15 protein-coding genes are annotated in these 17,440 nt (G+C 41.4%); 5 read left to right on the top strand and 10 right to left on the bottom strand.

Translation table 11 applies throughout. The features are described from left to right. Positions 1–182 precede the first annotated feature (182 nt). Positions 183–617: a ferric iron uptake transcriptional regulator gene (gene fur, locus FQ082_RS06620; protein ID WP_011512663.1), complete on the top strand. Its 435-nt coding sequence runs from the start codon at positions 183–185 to the stop codon at positions 615–617. Positions 618–728: 111 nt separating this feature from the next. On the opposite strand, the gene FQ082_RS06625 is transcribed toward fur, so the two are convergent. Together FQ082_RS06625 and FQ082_RS06630 are read right to left on the bottom strand one after the other, a co-directional pair. Continuing rightward, positions 729–1,850, bottom strand: a complete 1,122-nt coding sequence (locus FQ082_RS06625; RefSeq protein ID WP_020442647.1) for a PilT/PilU family type 4a pilus ATPase — start codon at positions 1,848–1,850, stop codon at positions 729–731. A gap of 158 nt (positions 1,851–2,008) precedes the next feature. Next, positions 2,009–3,061, bottom strand: a complete 1,053-nt coding sequence (locus tag FQ082_RS06630) for a type IV pilus twitching motility protein PilT (protein ID WP_149492504.1) — start codon at positions 3,059–3,061, stop codon at positions 2,009–2,011. Positions 3,062–3,376: 315 nt separating this feature from the next. On the opposite strand from FQ082_RS06630, the gene FQ082_RS06635 reads away from it, so the two are divergent. Further along, a complete protein-coding gene (locus tag FQ082_RS06635) occupies positions 3,377–4,135 on the top strand; it encodes a YggS family pyridoxal phosphate-dependent enzyme (protein ID WP_149492505.1) in 759 nt (252 codons plus the stop codon). A gap of 226 nt (positions 4,136–4,361) precedes the next feature. On the opposite strand, the gene FQ082_RS06640 is transcribed toward FQ082_RS06635, so the two are convergent. Next, positions 4,362–5,636, bottom strand: coding sequence for a hemolysin family protein (locus FQ082_RS06640; RefSeq protein WP_020442650.1), 1,275 nt, complete (start codon positions 5,634–5,636; stop codon positions 4,362–4,364). Positions 5,637–5,879: 243 nt separating this feature from the next. After that, complete coding sequence (locus FQ082_RS06645; RefSeq protein WP_149492506.1) at positions 5,880–7,583, bottom strand: NAD+ synthase; 1,704 nt, start codon at positions 7,581–7,583, stop codon at positions 5,880–5,882. Positions 7,584–8,360: 777 nt separating this feature from the next. Here FQ082_RS06645 and FQ082_RS06650 point away from each other — a divergent pair. The 3 genes from FQ082_RS06650 (at position 8,361) to epmA (ending at position 11,828) form a co-directional block, all read left to right on the top strand. After that, the gene (locus FQ082_RS06650; protein WP_020442652.1) at positions 8,361–9,500 is read left to right on the top strand and encodes an AI-2E family transporter; all 1,140 of its coding nucleotides are present in this window, start codon (positions 8,361–8,363) and stop codon (positions 9,498–9,500) included. Between the two features lie 105 nt (positions 9,501–9,605). Then, positions 9,606–10,766 carry a 4-phosphoerythronate dehydrogenase gene (locus FQ082_RS06655; protein WP_149492507.1) on the top strand — a complete coding sequence of 387 codons (1,161 nt, stop codon included), beginning with the start codon at positions 9,606–9,608 and terminating at the stop codon, positions 10,764–10,766. Positions 10,767–10,805: 39 nt separating this feature from the next. Further along, positions 10,806–11,828, top strand: a complete 1,023-nt coding sequence (gene epmA / locus FQ082_RS06660; RefSeq protein ID WP_149492508.1) for an EF-P lysine aminoacylase EpmA — start codon at positions 10,806–10,808, stop codon at positions 11,826–11,828. A 130-nt stretch (positions 11,829–11,958) separates the two neighbouring features. Here the strand turns inward: epmA and FQ082_RS06665 are convergent, their stop codons facing one another. From FQ082_RS06665 to FQ082_RS06690, 6 genes are all read right to left on the bottom strand, one after another. Continuing rightward, a complete protein-coding gene (locus FQ082_RS06665) occupies positions 11,959–12,597 on the bottom strand; it encodes an NAD(P)H-binding protein (RefSeq protein ID WP_149492509.1) in 639 nt (212 codons plus the stop codon). Between the two features lie 206 nt (positions 12,598–12,803). Further along, a complete protein-coding gene (locus FQ082_RS06670; RefSeq protein WP_011279582.1) occupies positions 12,804–13,253 on the bottom strand; it encodes a YaiI/YqxD family protein in 450 nt (149 codons plus the stop codon). Then, positions 13,253–14,608: a 5-(carboxyamino)imidazole ribonucleotide synthase gene (locus tag FQ082_RS06675; protein WP_149492510.1), complete on the bottom strand. Its 1,356-nt coding sequence runs from the start codon at positions 14,606–14,608 to the stop codon at positions 13,253–13,255. The genes FQ082_RS06670 and FQ082_RS06675 overlap by 1 nt, the downstream gene beginning before the upstream one ends. A gap of 223 nt (positions 14,609–14,831) precedes the next feature. Next, the gene (gene purE, locus FQ082_RS06680) at positions 14,832–15,392 is read right to left on the bottom strand and encodes a 5-(carboxyamino)imidazole ribonucleotide mutase (RefSeq protein WP_149492511.1); all 561 of its coding nucleotides are present in this window, start codon (positions 15,390–15,392) and stop codon (positions 14,832–14,834) included. A gap of 130 nt (positions 15,393–15,522) precedes the next feature. Continuing rightward, entirely contained in the window at positions 15,523–16,467 is a 945-nt protein-coding gene (locus FQ082_RS06685) for a metallophosphoesterase (RefSeq protein ID WP_149492512.1), read from the bottom strand. A gap of 113 nt (positions 16,468–16,580) precedes the next feature. Next, positions 16,581–17,189 carry a rhomboid family intramembrane serine protease gene (locus FQ082_RS06690; protein WP_133103801.1) on the bottom strand — a complete coding sequence of 203 codons (609 nt, stop codon included), beginning with the start codon at positions 17,187–17,189 and terminating at the stop codon, positions 16,581–16,583. Between the last annotated feature and the right edge of the window lie 251 nt (positions 17,190–17,440).

The raw sequence follows: 17,440 nt of genomic DNA on the forward strand, positions 1-17,440 counted from the left end.
TATTTTAAATTCATATACTTATAATCATATTTTTTAGTAAAAATGTACTGGAAATATATTTGATAGTGACTGATTTTGTATGAGGATGATTTTTTACAATTAACCATTCATCACTACTGATGATTATTTACCTTATGTTTTTTGAACTTATTGCTAAGACTTTCATAGTCAGAAGGGATATTATGGCTTCTTTTACCAATCAAGACTTACGTAGAGCGGGTCTAAAAGTAACGTTACCGCGTATCAAAATTCTAGAGCTGCTTGAGAGCGCAAAGCTGCATCATATGAGCGCAGAAGAGGTTTACAAGGCGCTAATTGAGCAAGGCGAAGATGTGGGTTTAGCGACCGTTTATCGCGTGCTGACTCAGTTTGAGCAGGCAGGTATTGTCGAGCGTCACAACTTTGAAAACAATTTATCCGTGTTTGAGATTACTCAAGAAGAGCATCACGACCATCTGGTTTGTGATAATTGCGGTAAGATTGTCGAATTTCATAATGAAGTGATTGAAGAAGAACAGCTTAAAGTAGCAGCAGAGCATGGCTTTAAGTTATCAGGTCACTCATTGGTACTATATGGTATCTGTGATGACCAAGCCTGTAAGGACAGCGTCAAGTAAGCATCAAAGTATCGATGAGATAAAATTAAAAAAGCCCTTATATATGATGAGGGCTTTTTTATAACGGTTTCTTAGGCGTAAAAAATAATAATTATCGTTAAAAATACATCGTTAAGTAATATCTAACGATAAACTGTCCGCGCCTTCATCCAAGTTTGCCACGCCATTTTTGCTGCTGAGTTTGATTTTTAAGCGCAGATCATTAGGCGAGTCTGCATGAAGAATCGCTTCTTTATAAGTAATCTCACCGTTTTCATATAGATCAAACAGTGCTTGGTCAAATGTCTGCATACCGCTATCACGTGAGCGTGTCATGACATCTTTTATTTCGTGCACATCGCCTTTACGAATATAGTCGCTGATCAGCTGTGAGTTTAGCAAGATTTCGATAGCAGCCCGGCGTCCCTTGCCGTCAGGCGTTGGAATCAACTGCTGGGCGATAATGGCTTGTAAGTTAAGCGATAAATCCATAAACAACTGATTATGGCGACTGGTCTCAAAAAAGTGAATAATGCGATCAATTGCTTGGTTGGCATTATTGGCGTGCAACGTTGCAAATACCAAATGCCCCGTTTCAGCATATTGAATCGCGTAACTCATGACTTCACGATTGCGAATCTCACCGATCAAAATCACATCTGGCGCTTGGCGCAGGGTGTTTTTTAGACCGGCTTCAAAAGAGTGGGTATCGATACCGACTTCGCGCTGGGTAATAATACAGCCACGATGCTTATGGACAAACTCGATAGGATCTTCTATGGTAATAATATGACCATGCGAGTTTTGATTGCGGTGTCCTATCATTGCCGCAAGGGTGGTTGATTTACCCGTACCGGTTGCACCTACTAATAAAATAATACCACGCTTTTTCATTGCCAGCTCTTTTAGAGAGGGTGGCAGGCGTAGCTCCTCGACAGTAGGGATATTATTTTCGATTTTCCGTAAAATCATCCCTGCCATATCACGTTGTATAAAGGCACTGACCCTAAAACGTGCTTGTTGCGCCTGATCAGTAATCGCAAACTGGCACTCGTTGGTCTCATCAAACTCTTTTTGCTGATTGACTGTCATGACGCCTTTAACCAGCCTCATAGTCTGCTCAGCAGTTAAAGGTGTTTTACCAACTGGCAGTATTTTGCCATTGATTTTCATGGAAGGGGCGACATCAGCAGTGATAAAAAGGTCAGAGCCGTTTTTGTTAATCATCAATTGTAAAAGTTTATCAATGTCCATAACGTACCTATATGTGCAAGAAAATGTGCCATAAATAGAGTGAAACCTGCTTCAATAAACTTTTTTGCGAAAAATGACAGTGAATTTAAAGGATGATTGCTCAGAAATCTGCAATTAGTACTATATTCGTTTAGAAAGAATTACTGATATCATTTACATTATAAAAATGCTTCAGGCTGTTTAGCGTAAGGTCGTGCAACGTCTTTACTAACTGTGCCTCTCGCTACAAGATTTTTAAGAGTTTGATCAAGAGTAATCATGCCATCACCAGCACCGGTTTGGATAGAAGAGTACATTTGAGCGATTTTATTTTCTCGTATTAAGTTACGAATAGCGGGCGTACCTAACATAATCTCATGGGCGGCAATTCGCCCGCCTGTTTGACGACGTAACAGTGTTTGCGAGATAACGGCTTGTAGTGACTCTGATAACATCGCTCGAATCATGTCTTTTTCAGCAGCAGGGAAGACGTCAATAACACGGTCAATGGTTTTGGCAGCGGAACTGGTGTGCAAAGTGCCGAAAACTAAGTGACCGGTTTCAGCGGCAGTGAGCGCTAAGCGTATGGTCTCAAGATCTCGTAGCTCACCAACCAGAATAACGTCCGGATCTTCACGTAACGCTGAGCGCAATGCTGGCTCGAACCCCAAGGTATCGCGATGGACTTCACGCTGGTTAATCAAACTCTTTTTGGACTCATGAACAAATTCAATTGGGTCTTCAATGGTCAAGATATGCTCTTTACGGGTTTCATTGATATAATCAATCATGGCGGCTAGCGTGGTCGACTTACCTGAGCCGGTTGGACCAGTGACCAATACCACGCCACGTTTAAAGTCTGAAACACGTTTAAACACTTCGCCCATACCTAGATCTTCCATCGTTAGAACTTTGGAGGGAATCGTACGAAAGACGGCGCCAGCACCGCGATTTTGATTAAATGCGTTTACCCGAAAACGGGCTAGATTTGGAATCTCAAAAGAAAAATCCGTTTCAAAAAACTCTTCAAAGTCGGCACGTTGTCTATCATTCATGATGTCATAAATGAGCTGATGAACTACCTTATGGCTCATCTCTGGCATATTAATCCGAGTCATCTCACCATCAACTCGAATCATCGCAGGCATACCAGCTGAAATATGTAAATCTGAAGCCTTATGCTTGACAGTAAAACGCAGCAAGTCTTCAATGCTTAAATTTTGTTCAGCCATAATCGGATATTCCTATTAATAAATAAAGTGTGCCAAAATCAACATAGAAAGCAGGCGATAAGCAAAGTTCTATGACATTGTTTGAGCCAACCTCATTAAAATAGGTTAGGCGTCACTATAATTGTTACTATTACTAGAGATTTTAGTAGCATATGTTAAACCATGTAACAATATCATAACAAGACTGTACTGATTTAACCATCTACTAACTGCATAAAATGCAAAAATAGACTGACTGGTTTTTCGCATAGTAATAAAGCATCGATACAATCAGCTCTCTTTTATTTCGAACTCACTATATCAACAAGAGTTTTTATGAATATGTCTTCTCAGCAAGTACTTAAAAATGTCGCAATCGATCTTAGCAATAATGATGAAGCAGAAGTTCAACATCTAACTGAGAACTGGCAGCAGGTAAAGACGCAAGTGGTACAGGCATGCGAACAAACGTTGCGAGCGCCGAGCAGTGTAACTTTGCTTGCGGTGTCCAAAACCAAATCTGCTGAGATGGTGGCAACATTGGCACGTCAAGGTCAGCATGATTTTGGTGAAAATTATCTACAAGAAGCGATTGAAAAAATACAGTTGCTACGTGAGCAGGTAGGATGTAAGCATATTGTCTGGCACTATATTGGAAGCATTCAGCGTAATAAAACCCGTGATATTGCTGAGAATTTTGATTGGGTACAAGCGCTTGAGCGTGACATTATTGCCAAGCGTCTTAACGACCAACGTCCTGCTGAGCTGCTACCTTTAAACATCTTGATCCAAATTAATATTGATAATGAAGACAGTAAGTCGGGATGTCTGCCAGAGCAGCTTCCAGAATTGTTAAAAACAATTAAAAATTATGAGCGTTTGCAATTGCGCGGGTTGATGATTATTCCTGCTAAGGCAAATACAGATGCTTTTAAGCGCACCAAACAACTATTTGACGACATTAAGCGTACCCATCCTGAGCTGAGTCAATGGGATACGCTGAGTATGGGTATGAGTGATGATATGACTGATGCGATTGCTAGTGGTACGACCATGGTGCGTGTTGGCACGGCGATATTTGGTGCGCGTGCTTGATGTATAGTGAATTCAGTATTAAAACGATACAGTAGGACTGGGATGAATTTTACGCAGCCTCTGTCAGCGTAGTCACAGCATGCCAGAAAAATTTATACCAGTACGGCGTTGGAATATAACGTATCTGTTTTATTTGAAATTGACTATAGTCCGCACGCTTGAGGATAAAAATTATTATAAAGCCAACCCTGACAGTACTCATAAATTACATTACGTATTAAATGAATTAAATCACATCTTCAAACTTTGTCACCAGTAGCTGAGTTATTTTAAGATTGTCAGTGGCGATAATCTCAAAACGATAATTGGCATACTCGACACAGTCTGTCTTTTTAGGAATTTTACGCAGCATATACATCATAAAACCGCTAATGGTTTCGTAATTTTGGCTATGTGGTAAATTGACCATGCCCAATGAGCGAATCACATCTTCAATAGGCGTCATGCCATCAATTAGCCAAGAGTTATCTGTACGCTGGACAATCGGTTGCTCCTCTAAGGTCACCAACTCACCCATCACGATGCTCATTACGTCTTTAAGTGTGATCACCCCAACCACTAATGCATACTCATTTACAATGACGGCAAAATCTGCACCCGTTGATTTAAACGTTTCCAATACTTCAAACAACGATAATGTATCGGGAATAAACAAGGCAGGTTTTAGCAACGCTTTGTCTGTTAAACACACTTCTTGCTGCTCAAGTACTGAGGCTAAAAAGCTGCGCGACTCTACATAACCGATGATATGTTCTAAGTCATCGTCATTACAGACCAAGAATTTATTATGCGGCTGCTTAATCATCACAGCAACCACTTCTTCGGTGCTGGCTTTAGTATCAAAATAGACAATATGCTCGCGCGGATTCATGACTGAGGTTACGGTTCGCTCTTGCATCTCAAAGATATTTTCAATCAGATGATGCTCTTGATGCTTAATAACACCGGCTTCCGCACCTGCATCCATCACCGCATAAATATCCTCTGACGTCATTTCATCTTGTCGTACGGTTGACACGCCTATGAGTTTAAATAGTAAATTTGCCGCCCCATCAAACACCCAAATAATCGGCTTAAAGATAAAAATAAAGAAAATCATCGGTCGAACCATCTTGACCGCGATAGGTTCAGCGTTGGACATGGCCAAACGCTTGGGCATCAAGTCTGCAAACAACACAAACACACTGGTGACTAAGATAAATGACACCACTGACGCGGCAGTCTCATTGCCAAAAAGCTGCTGTAAATACGGACTAATGGCTGACTCACCGATAACCCCTGCTAAGATAGCTACAGCGTTGAGCGCCACTTGTACGACAGTAATAAAGCTACCAGGTTGCTCCTGCATATTGAGCACATCGAGTGCCCGTACTTCGCCTTCCTTGGCCATGACTTGTAACTTGATTTTACGGGCGGAGGCAAGCGCCAGCTCCGAACTAGAAACGATAGCGCTTAGCGCAATTAATATAAAAATAAACACACCAGCGGTTAGCAAGCTCATGACATACTCGGATAAAAATAGATAAGGTAGATAGATTTACAGTAATGGTTGAAGATAATAATCGGTAGGTTTTGAGGTAAAAGACATTTATTTATTAGCATTTATTTAGGCACAAAAACTAAAAAAGCTGGGCAAGCACCCAGCTAATTATAAAACAATTTTATGATATTAGATAAAAACTTAAATGTATCAAGTCTTTAAGAAATGGCTCTAAAAGGTTTTTGATAAATTCAGTATCAAGGCTTAGCCTTTTATTGACCATTTATTGACGAGCGGATAACGGCGCTCACGACCAAAGGCTTTATGGCTAATCTTAGTACCAATTGGTGCCTGCGAGCGCTTGTATTCACTATTGTCGACCATTTGGATAACCTTGGCGACCAAATCAGCATCAAACCCTTTGTTAATAATATCTTGATAGCCCATATCTTCATCGATATAAGACATCAAGATACCGTCTAAAACATCATAATCAGGCAAGCTGTCTTGGTCTTTTTGATCAGGACGTAGCTCAGCAGATGGTGGACGCGTGATAACGCGCTCAGGAATAACAGGCGTATCTTCTAAACGGTTACGATAGCTGGCCAATTTGTAAACTTGTGACTTATACACGTCTTTTAAAACGTCAAAACCGCCTGCCATATCGCCATATAAGGTTGAATAGCCAACAGCTAGCTCTGATTTATTACCAGTCGTGATGACCAAATGCCCAAATTTATTAGACAATGCCATAAGTACCACACCGCGTGCACGTGCTTGAATGTTCTCTTCGGTGGTATCAGCTGGCGACTTGTTGAATAGTGGCGCAAGCGTATGACGGATACCTTCGACTGCATCAAAGATAGGACAAACGGTATAAGAGACATTGAGACGGCGTGCTTGGGCTTGCGCGTCCTCTAAACTGATTTGCGAGGTATATTCGTAAGGCATCATGACTGCATAGACCTTGTCAGCACCCAGTGCGTCGACCGCGATACACAGTGTCAATGCTGAATCAATACCGCCTGATAGACCGACGATGATGCCAGTAAACCCTGAAAGATTGACATAATCGCGTAAGCCTACGACCAATGCTTGGTACATCTCTGATTCACGGCTTAATGATAAAGGTGCTTTTGCTTGTGTATCAAATTTTGCTGTTTTTACATCAAAGCTTGCCAGTAGCAACTGATTCATAAATCGTGAGGCTTCATGTGCGACGCTGCCGTCTGCTTGAATGGCCATAGAGCCACCGTCAAATACCAAATCATCTTGACCGCCAACGGCATTAAGATAAACGATAGGTAAGTTGTTTTCACGGCTACGCTTGGCCAGCATTGTTTTGCGAGTATCTTGTTTTTCGATCTCAAATGGTGAAGCGTTTAAGCTCACAATAAGGTCAGCGCCTTGCTTTTTGAGCTCGGCAATAGGACCTTTTTCCCATAAATCTTCACAGATCAGTAGACCAATGGTGATACCTTTATAATCAAATAAGACTTGATTACGTCCTTTATCAAAGTAACGGCGCTCATCAAATACGCCATAGTTTGGCAAAATTTGCTTATGATAAAAGCCCTTTTGATGACCATTATGCAAGATAGCGGCTGAGTTAAAAGTGCCATGATGATCAACATGCGGATAGCCAACAATCATGACGATATCATCGATATCGCTTAGGGTAGACAACGCGCTTTTTATACGTCCTGAAAGACTAGGACGTAGCAACAAATCTTGCGGCGGATAGCCCAATAAGGCCAGCTCTGGGAAAATAATGACATCAGCACCTTGCTCGCGTGCTTGCAGTGCTAGGGTGCGCATTTTTTCAGCATTGGCTTTGATATCGCCAACTAAAAAGTGAGATTGGGCTAGGGCAAACGTAACGCTATCTTGCGATTTTGAAGCTTGGTTGCCCTTATTAGAAGAGGTAAAGTTGGGGTTATCGGTATCTTTTGCAGTGTCTTTTGACATTGTTATTGTTCCTATCAATAGGTTATTTAAATCTGTTATATATTTCTTGGTTTCAAATAAAACCAAATGAAAATATGTTTCCGAAAACGACTCAAAATATGTATTTAAAATCATTTACTCAAAATAAGATGCTTAAATAGTGCATCAATATCATGAGCATCAAACATGTATAGGCATGAATGTCATGCAGATGTGCCCTCTCAATTTATGCAGAACTGCTCTAAAAATAATGCTAAATACCATCTAGAGTAAGATCACAGACGAGAGGTGTTTTATAGACGCTAAGGGCTTACCTCAATAAAAGTAATAAAGCCAAACCAACAGAGCGTCATTTAAAAGCGTAAATCAATCCCTTTAGTATAACATCAATTGATGTTACTAATAGAACCAGCCAGTGATTTAGCCCTCTAGATGGCAGATATAAAAGTGCCTAAAAAGCACATATTGATAATGTTTTTGTTAAGATAATTATGTTCCATAGGTTTTGGCAATCAACATCAATGACGATACAGGCACTAACAAATTTGCTCCCAAGAAAGTTGTAAGTAAAGGTTACAACATAGCGTTATTTATTTGGATAATCTTGTTGCATAATAGTTTTTTGCTGTTAGCCTAATTAACCTTATAAAAGCAGATATTTTATCCAAATCTGTACTGCTCAAAATCTTCGCTAATGGATGAAAATTACAAACATAATCTGTGATTTAAACAACCCATTTATAAATTTTATAGTAGAACCGTATTAGGTTTCTGCTGGTCACCCTTGGTTTGCACGCTATGATTGAAAACTGGACAAAAGAATTTATTATTCAGCGTTTGCTGGCAATCACCTTATTGGTCGTGCTGTTTGTGCTGTGTTTTCAAGTGGTGCAGTTTTTTATTGTACCGGCACTGTGGGCAGCGATTTTGGCGTATGTGACTTTTCCTATTTATAACTTTTTTCATCAAAGAGTCAGATTTAGCTCAAATTTTAGTGCAGCGATTATGACCGTCAGTATTACTTTGATGATAGGCGTGCCCTTGGTAGCCGGTATTTTTATCTTACAGCAAGAAGCATTAAGCCTGATCAGTAATTTGGTCTATCGTATTAAAGTGGGTTATCTGGACGTGCCTGATTCTGTCAAAGATTTGCCGATAATAGGACAGCAGGTCAAAGATGTGCTTTGGCGCATCAATAAAAACCCTGAAGGGACGCTAGAGGCGTTTCGTCTTTGGGTACAGTCGCATCTGTACTACGGAAAAATTGCCTTTGACGTCGTGTTCAGCAGTCTTGCCAAACTTGGTATGGCGCTTATGACGTTGTTTTTCTTTTATCGCGATGGCACCAGTTTGGTTCGCCAAATTCGACAAGCGCTACGTAATATTATCGGTAATCGTATCGACGGTTATATTGACTCTGTCGGTACTACCACGCGTGCGGTGGTTTACGGTATTGGTCTGACCGCACTAGCACAGGCACTGCTCGCTGGTATCGGCTATTATTTTGCCAGTGCACCGAGTCCTATTTTAATGACGATTGTAACGTTTATCATTGCTCTCATTCCATTTGGTACGCCATTTGTTTGGGGCGGTGTCTCACTTTGGTTATTGAGCCAAGGGCATACGGTTGAAGGTATCGGCTTAGCACTTTGGGGTATTTTAGTGATTAGCTGGGTTGATAACCTTATTCGTCCGATCGTTATTAGTGGTGCGACCAAAATTCCTTTTATTATTATCTTTATTGGGGTGTTGGGCGGTCTGACGGCTTTTGGTTTTGTGGGTTTATTTATTGGTCCTGTTGTACTAGCAATCGGACTTGCGGTATGGCGTGAATGGATATCACAGCATAAAAATGATCTGTTTGCCCAACAAGAAGAGCTGGATCAAGGTAAAAGTTTGATTAAAGTGAATCAGCCGAGCCAAGACACACTTTTATAAGCGCGTTTATAGTAAAGCAATCATCTAAAGCGCTTAAAGTCATATATAAGATTATCCAGATTCAATGAAACGGTAGCGAATACGATGAAAAACAAGGTAGATACGATGAAAAATCTCACTATTGTGGCTGATAGTAATATCGCAAGCCTTGATGAGTTCTTTAATCCTGTAGCGCTGGGTCAAAATACTGAGCAACGGGTGCAGGTCATACGTGTTGCTGGTCGTGATATCAATGCACAATTAATGGCAGATGTGCAGCCTGACGTTTTGTTGATACGCTCTGTCACTTCAATAAATGAATCACTATTAAGTGATAATAATAGCGTCAAATTCGTTGGTTCTGCGACCATTGGTACTGACCATGTCGATCAAGAATATTTGGCAGAACGCAATATTACCTTTTCCAATGCCACTGGCTGTAGCAAGCATTCAGTCGCACAATACGTAGTGACTGCTATATTAACTTTACGCCCACAGTATTGGCAGCAATCCACGAAGCCATTAACATTGGGCATCATCGGACTTGGTAATATCGGTAGTACGCTAGCTCAGTATGCCAATGATTTAGGCTGGAAAATATTGGGTTATGACCCTTTATTAGCCACATCCGATATCAATAACGCTAGTCTTGAGCAGGTATTGAGCCAAAGCGACATAGTAAGTTTACATGTCCCTTTAACGGATAAAAAAGATACGGATGCGCAAGATGCAGTTAGCAACAGCATTAGCAATAATGTCAGCGACTATCCAACGCGTCATTTAATTAATGCAGAAACTTTGACACTGATGTCACCGCATACTATGCTGATTAATAGTGCGCGCGGACCTGTAATTGATGCCGCTGCCCTCGAAGCCGATATCGATGCGACTGAACGCCAAGTAGTATTGGATGTGTTTGAACATGAGCCGCAGATTTCTGAGAGTTTGCTATCTAAGCTTGCTATTGCCACTCCGCATATTGCTGGTTATACCTTAGAAGGCAAGCTGCGTGGCACGCAAATTATTTATGATGCTTTATGTGAAAAATTGACAGTACTACCTGTATTATCGATGCATCAGTTACTACCACTCAATACTTATCTATGGTTTGAGCTAAAAGAACATCCAGACAGATTGCAAAAGTTTTATGATATTAGAAAAGACGATGCGGTATTAAGAAATAAAATAACCAACGGTAAAGTTAAAGGTTCAGATTTTGATCAATTACGCCGTGATTACCATCTGCGCCGTGAATGGCAAGCACAAACAATCAGTGTGACTATTTAATTATCTGTTTTTACGATTTATGAGGCACTGTAACCAGTCATGAGTAAAGCCAATAATCAGTCTTTATCTAATCTAAGCTATGCCCCAACGATGACACTTGCAATGGCGCAGCAGCGTGCGAAATTAATGAGTGTCATTCGTCAGTTTTTTGCTATGCGTCAAGTATTAGAAGTGCAGACGCCGCTATTATCGCAAGCAGGCAATACCGATACCTTTTTGCAATCCGTAGCCGCACAGGTCACGTATCAAGACAAACCTTGTACTTATTATCTGCATACGTCACCTGAATTTGCCATGAAGCGTTTGCTTGCCAGCTGGCAGGTGCCCATTTATCAAATCTGTCCGGTTTTTCGAAATAATGAGATCGGGGCGCGGCACAATATCGAATTCACCATGCTTGAATGGTATCAGCCAAATTATAGTCTGGATGATCTGGCAGCAGAGCTTGGTGAATTATTAGAGATGGTCTATGGTCATCCGATAATCATGAGTCATTATCGCTACGTTGATGCTTTTATGGATTTTGTTGGTATTCACCCGCTGACCGCCAGTCTAGCAGCATTACAAGCCGTGGCAGAAGACAAAGGTCTGATAGGATTTGATTTTAATAGTGCAGAGAGCTGCGATAGCGAACAAGACCGTCGTCAAAGCTGGCTAGATTTATTATTTAGCCATGCTGTTGAGCCAAATTTGGGTCACGATTTGCCGACGTTGGTAATTGAATATCCGCCTGCAATTGCCGCTTTGGCAAAAACCGCTATTGATAAAGAGGGGAATAAAGTTGCCAAACGCTTTGAGCTGTATATCAAAGGAATCGAGATTGCCAACGCTTATGATGAGCTAGCAGACGGGCAGGCGTTGAGAGAGCGGTTTGAGCAGGACAACCAATTGAGAGAGCGTCATAAGTTAGTACAAATGCCTATTGATGAGCATTTAATAGCAGCGTCTGATGATTTGATACCTTGTAGCGGGATTGCTGTTGGTTTAGATAGGCTGCTGATGGTGTTGACAGATGCAACGAGCTTAGAAGAAGTTATCTCATTTCCTAGTGGTTCGGCTTAGTCGCTCTTTGATAGATTCAACATAGTCGCCACTTATTTAACAAGACTATACTAAGAAAGCGAGTAAGCCTTTTGACTTACTCGCTTTCTTATCTGTCATTTGATTTAGAACTAACTAGTACGGGGCGCCACTATAATTTTGCAATAGCCTCAGCAATGTTTGTCTCACCATTATGCATACTAAATACGGTGTTAATGCTATTGTCTGCATTAAGTACAGCCGCTAGCGTAGTTGCGACATCTTCGATTGAGTTCTCACCAGAATTATCATCATTGATCGTAATTTTTCCAGTAGCGGCTCGCTCTTTTAACGCTCCTGCTTGTACGATGGTGTAATCCAGACTGCTGTTATTTATTAACCACTGATCAGCATAATGCTTGCAGATATAGTATTCTTTTAAATTTTCAATAGCTGAACTGTCCCATTTACTGGTGTCTAACGAAAAGACGGTACTTAGCATAATATAGCGTTTGATACCTTTACCTTGTACGGCTTGCATGGTCTTAACCGCCCCATGTAAATCGACTTCTAACACATCTTTACCACCAGAACCGGCGACGAAATAGACAGCATCGATATCTTGATCAATTTGCTGTTGAATTGCATCCTTGTTTGCAGTGATATCTAAATCTAGTTGGCTATAGTTATCGTCATTGAATAATCTTTCTTCCTGACGGGTGGTGCCGATCACTTGATGGTTATCTGCTAATAGTTGCTTAACCAAATCAGTACCCACTCGACCACTTGCGCCAATTACTAAAATTTTCATAATCATTCCTATTGTTATCTGCTTTATCGTAATTTTAAAACGTATTGTCTTAAACGTTGAATATAGCGTAACAAGAAAAATCAGCATGCTTCGTTATGAAGCGTGCCGATTGCATAGTGTTTGGTTATAGAGTGTATACGGTTTGCAAGGAAGCAAAGCGCGTATAGTGGTTTTGAAATAATAGAGAGAACGTTATTTATAAAAGATTAGCGTACCAATTTATTTAGCCCATCGGCAAAGGCTTTTTTATCACGATCGCCATAAGGTTTTTGCCCGCTCATTTCTTGCAGCTCAAGCACGCCAGTACCTCGCATGGTATCCATAAAATCACGCATATTGAGCTTCTGCTTAATATTATTTTTGTCATAGACCACACCGCGTGTTGTCAGTACCATGCCACCTTTGTCCAAAATATCATTGGCCAAAGGGATGTCACTGGTAATCGCCAAATCACCCGGCTGAATCTGCTCAACGATATAATCATCGGCTTTATCAAAGCCAGAGGGCACGACAGTCATCACCAGTAGAGGCGATTTACGCAGCTTGATTGGCTGATTGGCGACAAATATCGCCATCGTTTGTGTGCGCTCAGCGGTCTTAATAATCAAGTCTTTGGCAATCAAAGGCACTGAATCTGCATCTACCCAAATCTGCATTATTTCTTAGCCTTCTCTGCTTTAGAGTTGGCTGACTCAAAATTTTGTTGCTCATTATCGTCATTTACTAAGCTTTTTTTATGTTTAACGTCAGTGTCTACTTCAGCAGTCGTTAAGCTATCTTCTGCCGTTGTCGGATTATTGATGGGCGTTACCTTTTTATCAAGACCGACTTTATTAGGTAGTACGGCGACAAGCTTTGCCAATGCAGGCTCTAAGTCTGCCACATCATTTGGCATCAAGGTAATATGGGCAATTTTACGGTCGTCACGCTCCGCTTTATGATAGCTATGATAATGTACGCCATCGATATTGAGCACTTCACTAATATCAGGGTATTGTCCTAAGACATTAATCATAATTGCTGGATAGACATTGTCAGTATCGCCTAGTGGCAGATTGACTACGGCACGAATATGATTCTCAAATTGGCTGGTGACAGCACCTTCAATACTCCAATGACCAGAATTGTGCACGCGTGGCGCTATTTCGTTGGCAAGTAGAGTATCATTGCCACGCGCATCTTTGGTCACAAATAGCTCAAGCGCCATCACCCCAACATAGCCCAAATGATTCATGACGTTAGTAATAGCATCAGTTGCTTGTTTGAATAAGTGACTGGTGCCAATAGCTGGCGCTTGGGTCTTGGCCAAGATACCCTGATGATGATGGTTTTCGACCAAATCATAACAGCGTACCTGACCGTTTTGACCTCGTGCGGCGATGATAGAAAGCTCACGACTAAAGTGAATAAAACCTTCTGCAATCAATGGCGCTGGCGTTTGTGTAAGCGTGCCTTTACCCGTAACTGCATCCTTTAGTTCTTGCCAAGCTGCTTTGATATCGCTGTCTTGTCTAATCACAAACTGACCTTTGCCATCATAACCGCCTCGGCTAGTTTTTAGGACAATAGGCAATCCAAGAGCATTACAAGCTTGCTGTAATTCCGCCTCTGAACTAACAGACACAAAAGGTACCGTTGCGATATCAAGCGAATTAAACATCTGCTTTTCTTTTAAGCGATCTTGCGCAATATCTAGGGCAATCGTTGGCGGGAACATGCCTTGTTTGCTGCCAGATTTTGATAGATTTGCTAGTTGCTGAACGGTAGCAGTTGGGGTATTTTCAAACTCCAAAGTGAAGACGTCAGCTGCTTCAATAAAGGCATCTAATTGCTCGCTGCTAAAAACGCGCCCATATAGACTTGCCGGACAGTCAGCGCTGTCTTCCAAAAACACACAGTGATAGCCCAATGGCATAGCCGCTTGTGCCAGCATCATGCCAAGCTGACCACCGCCTAAAATACCGATGGTGCGGATGGTTTGAGTAACAGGGTAAGCGTTCGCTATGGTCATGGCAGGCTCTTTGATTCAGATAAACAAGGGGTTAAATGCTTCAATATATGAAAATATAAATGCATATGGGTATAAAAGTCTAACGAGTTAAAATAGGAAAAGGTGCATTGTATGCACCTTATATTTAGTAAAACTTATCTAAAAATAAATATCAAGTAAATCCGCTTATATTTAAAATGCACGATAAATATAATAATTATTTTCCAGTCGCTTAAGTTAAATACTAAGTATTAATAATACCGGGCGTTGGACTGGCAAGAATGGTGTCAGTTTGCGCTTGACGCATATTATCCAGCTTAATTGCAATCGACTCATCATGTAATGCCAACACTTGAATCGCAAGCAGTGCCGCATTATAAGCGCCTGCTGAGCCAATAGCTAATGTGCCAACTGCAACGCCTTTGGGCATCTGAACGATAGACAGTAAGCTGTCCCAACCACTCAGCATAGAGGATTTTACAGGGACACCAAAGACAGGTAGCGGCGTTTGACTGGCACACATACCGGGCAGATGAGCTGCTCCGCCAGCGCCAGCGATAATCACTTGCAAGCCGTTGCCTTTTGCGCTTTTAGCATAATCGAATAATCTATCAGGCGTACGATGTGCTGAAACCACTTCACATTCAAAGGCGATATCAAAGTCTGCAAGCAATTGTGCTGCTGCGCTCATGGTTGCCCAATCAGACTGCGAACCCATGATAATGCCAACTTTTGGTTGACCAATAGGAGAGGTGATAGGTGCGTTCTGATCAATAGCGTTAACCGTCGCTGAGATGATGCTCATGCTTTGATATCCTCAAAAAGACCATCATACAAAAATTTTGCTGTATTCGTAAAGCCAAGTTTGCGCTTTAATGCCAAATCACGCATATAAAACATCATACATCTCAAAGATAGCCAAGTATGCGAGCCTCTTAATCATGATGATATTGAATAAAACGACTGGTCTTTAACGGTAAAGGCTGCTCACTATCGAGCTGATAACAGGTCAGATAACCGCTATCGACGGCTGCCGAATAATCGGTACAGACAACTTGCGGACTAAGCGGTTCAGGCTCGCCCGTTAGCCAATAATGTCCGACAAATACAGGTTTGTGGGTTTTCAGAGTGAAGTCAATATTTTCAGCCAATACATCTTTAGGAATTTGTGCCAATGCCGATAAAGGTGCGCGCGCTACTTCATAAAGACTGCGTGTATTCAACTTATCAAGCCACCAGCGTACTCGTACGCGCGTGCGCTTAGTACCTTCTTTATCGACCATCACTAAGCCTTTAGGCAGCGGCGTTTCAACACCTTTTAACACGCGCTCTAACGCATCAAACGTTGCAGTACCTTCTCTAGAGGTCGAGATCAGCCCATGGACTGTCAGGCAATTGCTCTCTGTCAATAACGGCTGCAATATCGCCATGCTGTCGACATCCCAACAAGCATGCACAAAGCAGGCATAGTCGGTTTCAAGCCACAAAGGAATCTCATACAAGCGTCGTAGCCAATATTCATGTGTCTCTGAACCAAAAGGTACTTCTGCCAAAAACGCCTCATGCTGGCGGGTATGTATCTCATTATGTGAGCGCAGATATTGACTGCTATCATCAGGATCGAGGGTAGCGAAGGCAAGGGCATTATATTCATGATTGCCCATCACTGCATCAGCGACATCGGCATCGAGCATAGCAAAAACGATTTCTAATGTCGCTACCTGCTGTGAGCCGCGATCAATCAAATCCCCAATAAATAGCGCACGATGACCGGCTGGCGGCACAAAGTACTGACCATTATGCACATAACCCAATTGCTGTAGCAATCCAACCAGCTTGTCTGCATAGCCGTGAATATCACCGATAACATCTATAATCATAGTAAAGTTTCAAATCTTAAATATAAAAGGGCGTAAAAAGCGGTTTTGTGAAAATAATAGCCACTGTTATCCGCGTTTACTTGATTCGTTACTGTTATTTTCAGTCAATTTTTTTAAAACCCAGGTGACAACAGCGCATTTAGAAAATGCGGCAGGACTTGTGGCTCTAGAACAATCGTGGCTATCACCCCAAACGCGCCACCCCACATATGGGCCATATGATTGATGTTTGAGCCGCCGCGTTTATCAGAATAGATACTGTAAGCGACATAGGCCACTGCAAATAAGATAGCGGGAATAGGAATGATTGCAAACAGGTAGATTTTTTCCCAAGGAGCAAGCAATATAAACGCAAACAATACAGCAGAGACACCGCCTGATGCGCCAAGGCTTAAATAGCTGGCACTTTGCTTGTGCTTAATATAACTTGGAATCATCGCAACAATAATAGCCAGTACATAGAAAAGCAGAAAGCCATAACCGAACAAAAACTTCTGGTATAAGCCCTCAATGGCACGACCAAAAAAGTATAAAGTGAACATATTAAAGAGTAAGTGCATGCTATCAGCATGGATAAATCCATGAGTCACAAAGCGATCCCATTGCCCATTGTTCACTGCTGGGGGATAAAAAATCAGTCGATTAAACACTGCTTTGTTTTGCCACGCCAATAGACTGACAATAACCGTAATAATAATGATAAGCGTCGTCTGGTTAAACAAAGGATAGTCCTTAGGTTGGGTCTAATAGATAGCAGTGATAAGTAAGGCAATACTTATAACATAGGTTGTGCTGGTTATTGTCATCCAAATATGAATAATAAACAGTTACGTATTCATCTTAATAATAGTATAGTCAGTCTAGAATAAAAGAGATACAACCCATATCATGAAACAGTTTAGGTAGATTATTCTCCATCCAGCCTTGGCGTAGAAATTTTGCCTGTGCCCACTTCTTTTCAATGGGATTTAGA

Origin of the sequence: Psychrobacter sp. ANT_H56B (genome assembly GCF_008369245.1) — a bacterium.
GTDB lineage: Bacteria > Pseudomonadota > Gammaproteobacteria > Pseudomonadales > Moraxellaceae > Psychrobacter > Psychrobacter cryohalolentis.

Bases quoted from the DNA above. Each gene is read 5' to 3' on its own strand.
- fur (WP_011512663.1), top strand. From the start codon at position 183: ATGGCTTCTTTTACCAATCAAGACTTACGTAGAGCGGGTCTAAAAGTA.
- FQ082_RS06625 (WP_020442647.1), bottom strand. From the start codon at position 1,850: ATGGACATTGATAAACTTTTACAATTGATGATTAACAAAAACGGCTCT.
- FQ082_RS06630 (WP_149492504.1), bottom strand. From the start codon at position 3,061: ATGGCTGAACAAAATTTAAGCATTGAAGACTTGCTGCGTTTTACTGTC.
- FQ082_RS06635 (WP_149492505.1), top strand. From the start codon at position 3,377: ATGAATATGTCTTCTCAGCAAGTACTTAAAAATGTCGCAATCGATCTT.
- FQ082_RS06640 (WP_020442650.1), bottom strand. From the start codon at position 5,636: ATGAGCTTGCTAACCGCTGGTGTGTTTATTTTTATATTAATTGCGCTA.
- FQ082_RS06645 (WP_149492506.1), bottom strand. From the start codon at position 7,583: ATGTCAAAAGACACTGCAAAAGATACCGATAACCCCAACTTTACCTCT.
- FQ082_RS06650 (WP_020442652.1), top strand. From the start codon at position 8,361: ATGATTGAAAACTGGACAAAAGAATTTATTATTCAGCGTTTGCTGGCA.
- FQ082_RS06655 (WP_149492507.1), top strand. From the start codon at position 9,606: ATGAAAAATCTCACTATTGTGGCTGATAGTAATATCGCAAGCCTTGAT.
- epmA (WP_149492508.1), top strand. From the start codon at position 10,806: ATGAGTAAAGCCAATAATCAGTCTTTATCTAATCTAAGCTATGCCCCA.
- FQ082_RS06665 (WP_149492509.1), bottom strand. From the start codon at position 12,597: ATGAAAATTTTAGTAATTGGCGCAAGTGGTCGAGTGGGTACTGATTTG.
- FQ082_RS06670 (WP_011279582.1), bottom strand. From the start codon at position 13,253: ATGCAGATTTGGGTAGATGCAGATTCAGTGCCTTTGATTGCCAAAGAC.
- FQ082_RS06675 (WP_149492510.1), bottom strand. From the start codon at position 14,608: ATGACCATAGCGAACGCTTACCCTGTTACTCAAACCATCCGCACCATC.
- purE (WP_149492511.1), bottom strand. From the start codon at position 15,392: ATGAGCATCATCTCAGCGACGGTTAACGCTATTGATCAGAACGCACCT.
- FQ082_RS06685 (WP_149492512.1), bottom strand. From the start codon at position 16,467: ATGATTATAGATGTTATCGGTGATATTCACGGCTATGCAGACAAGCTG.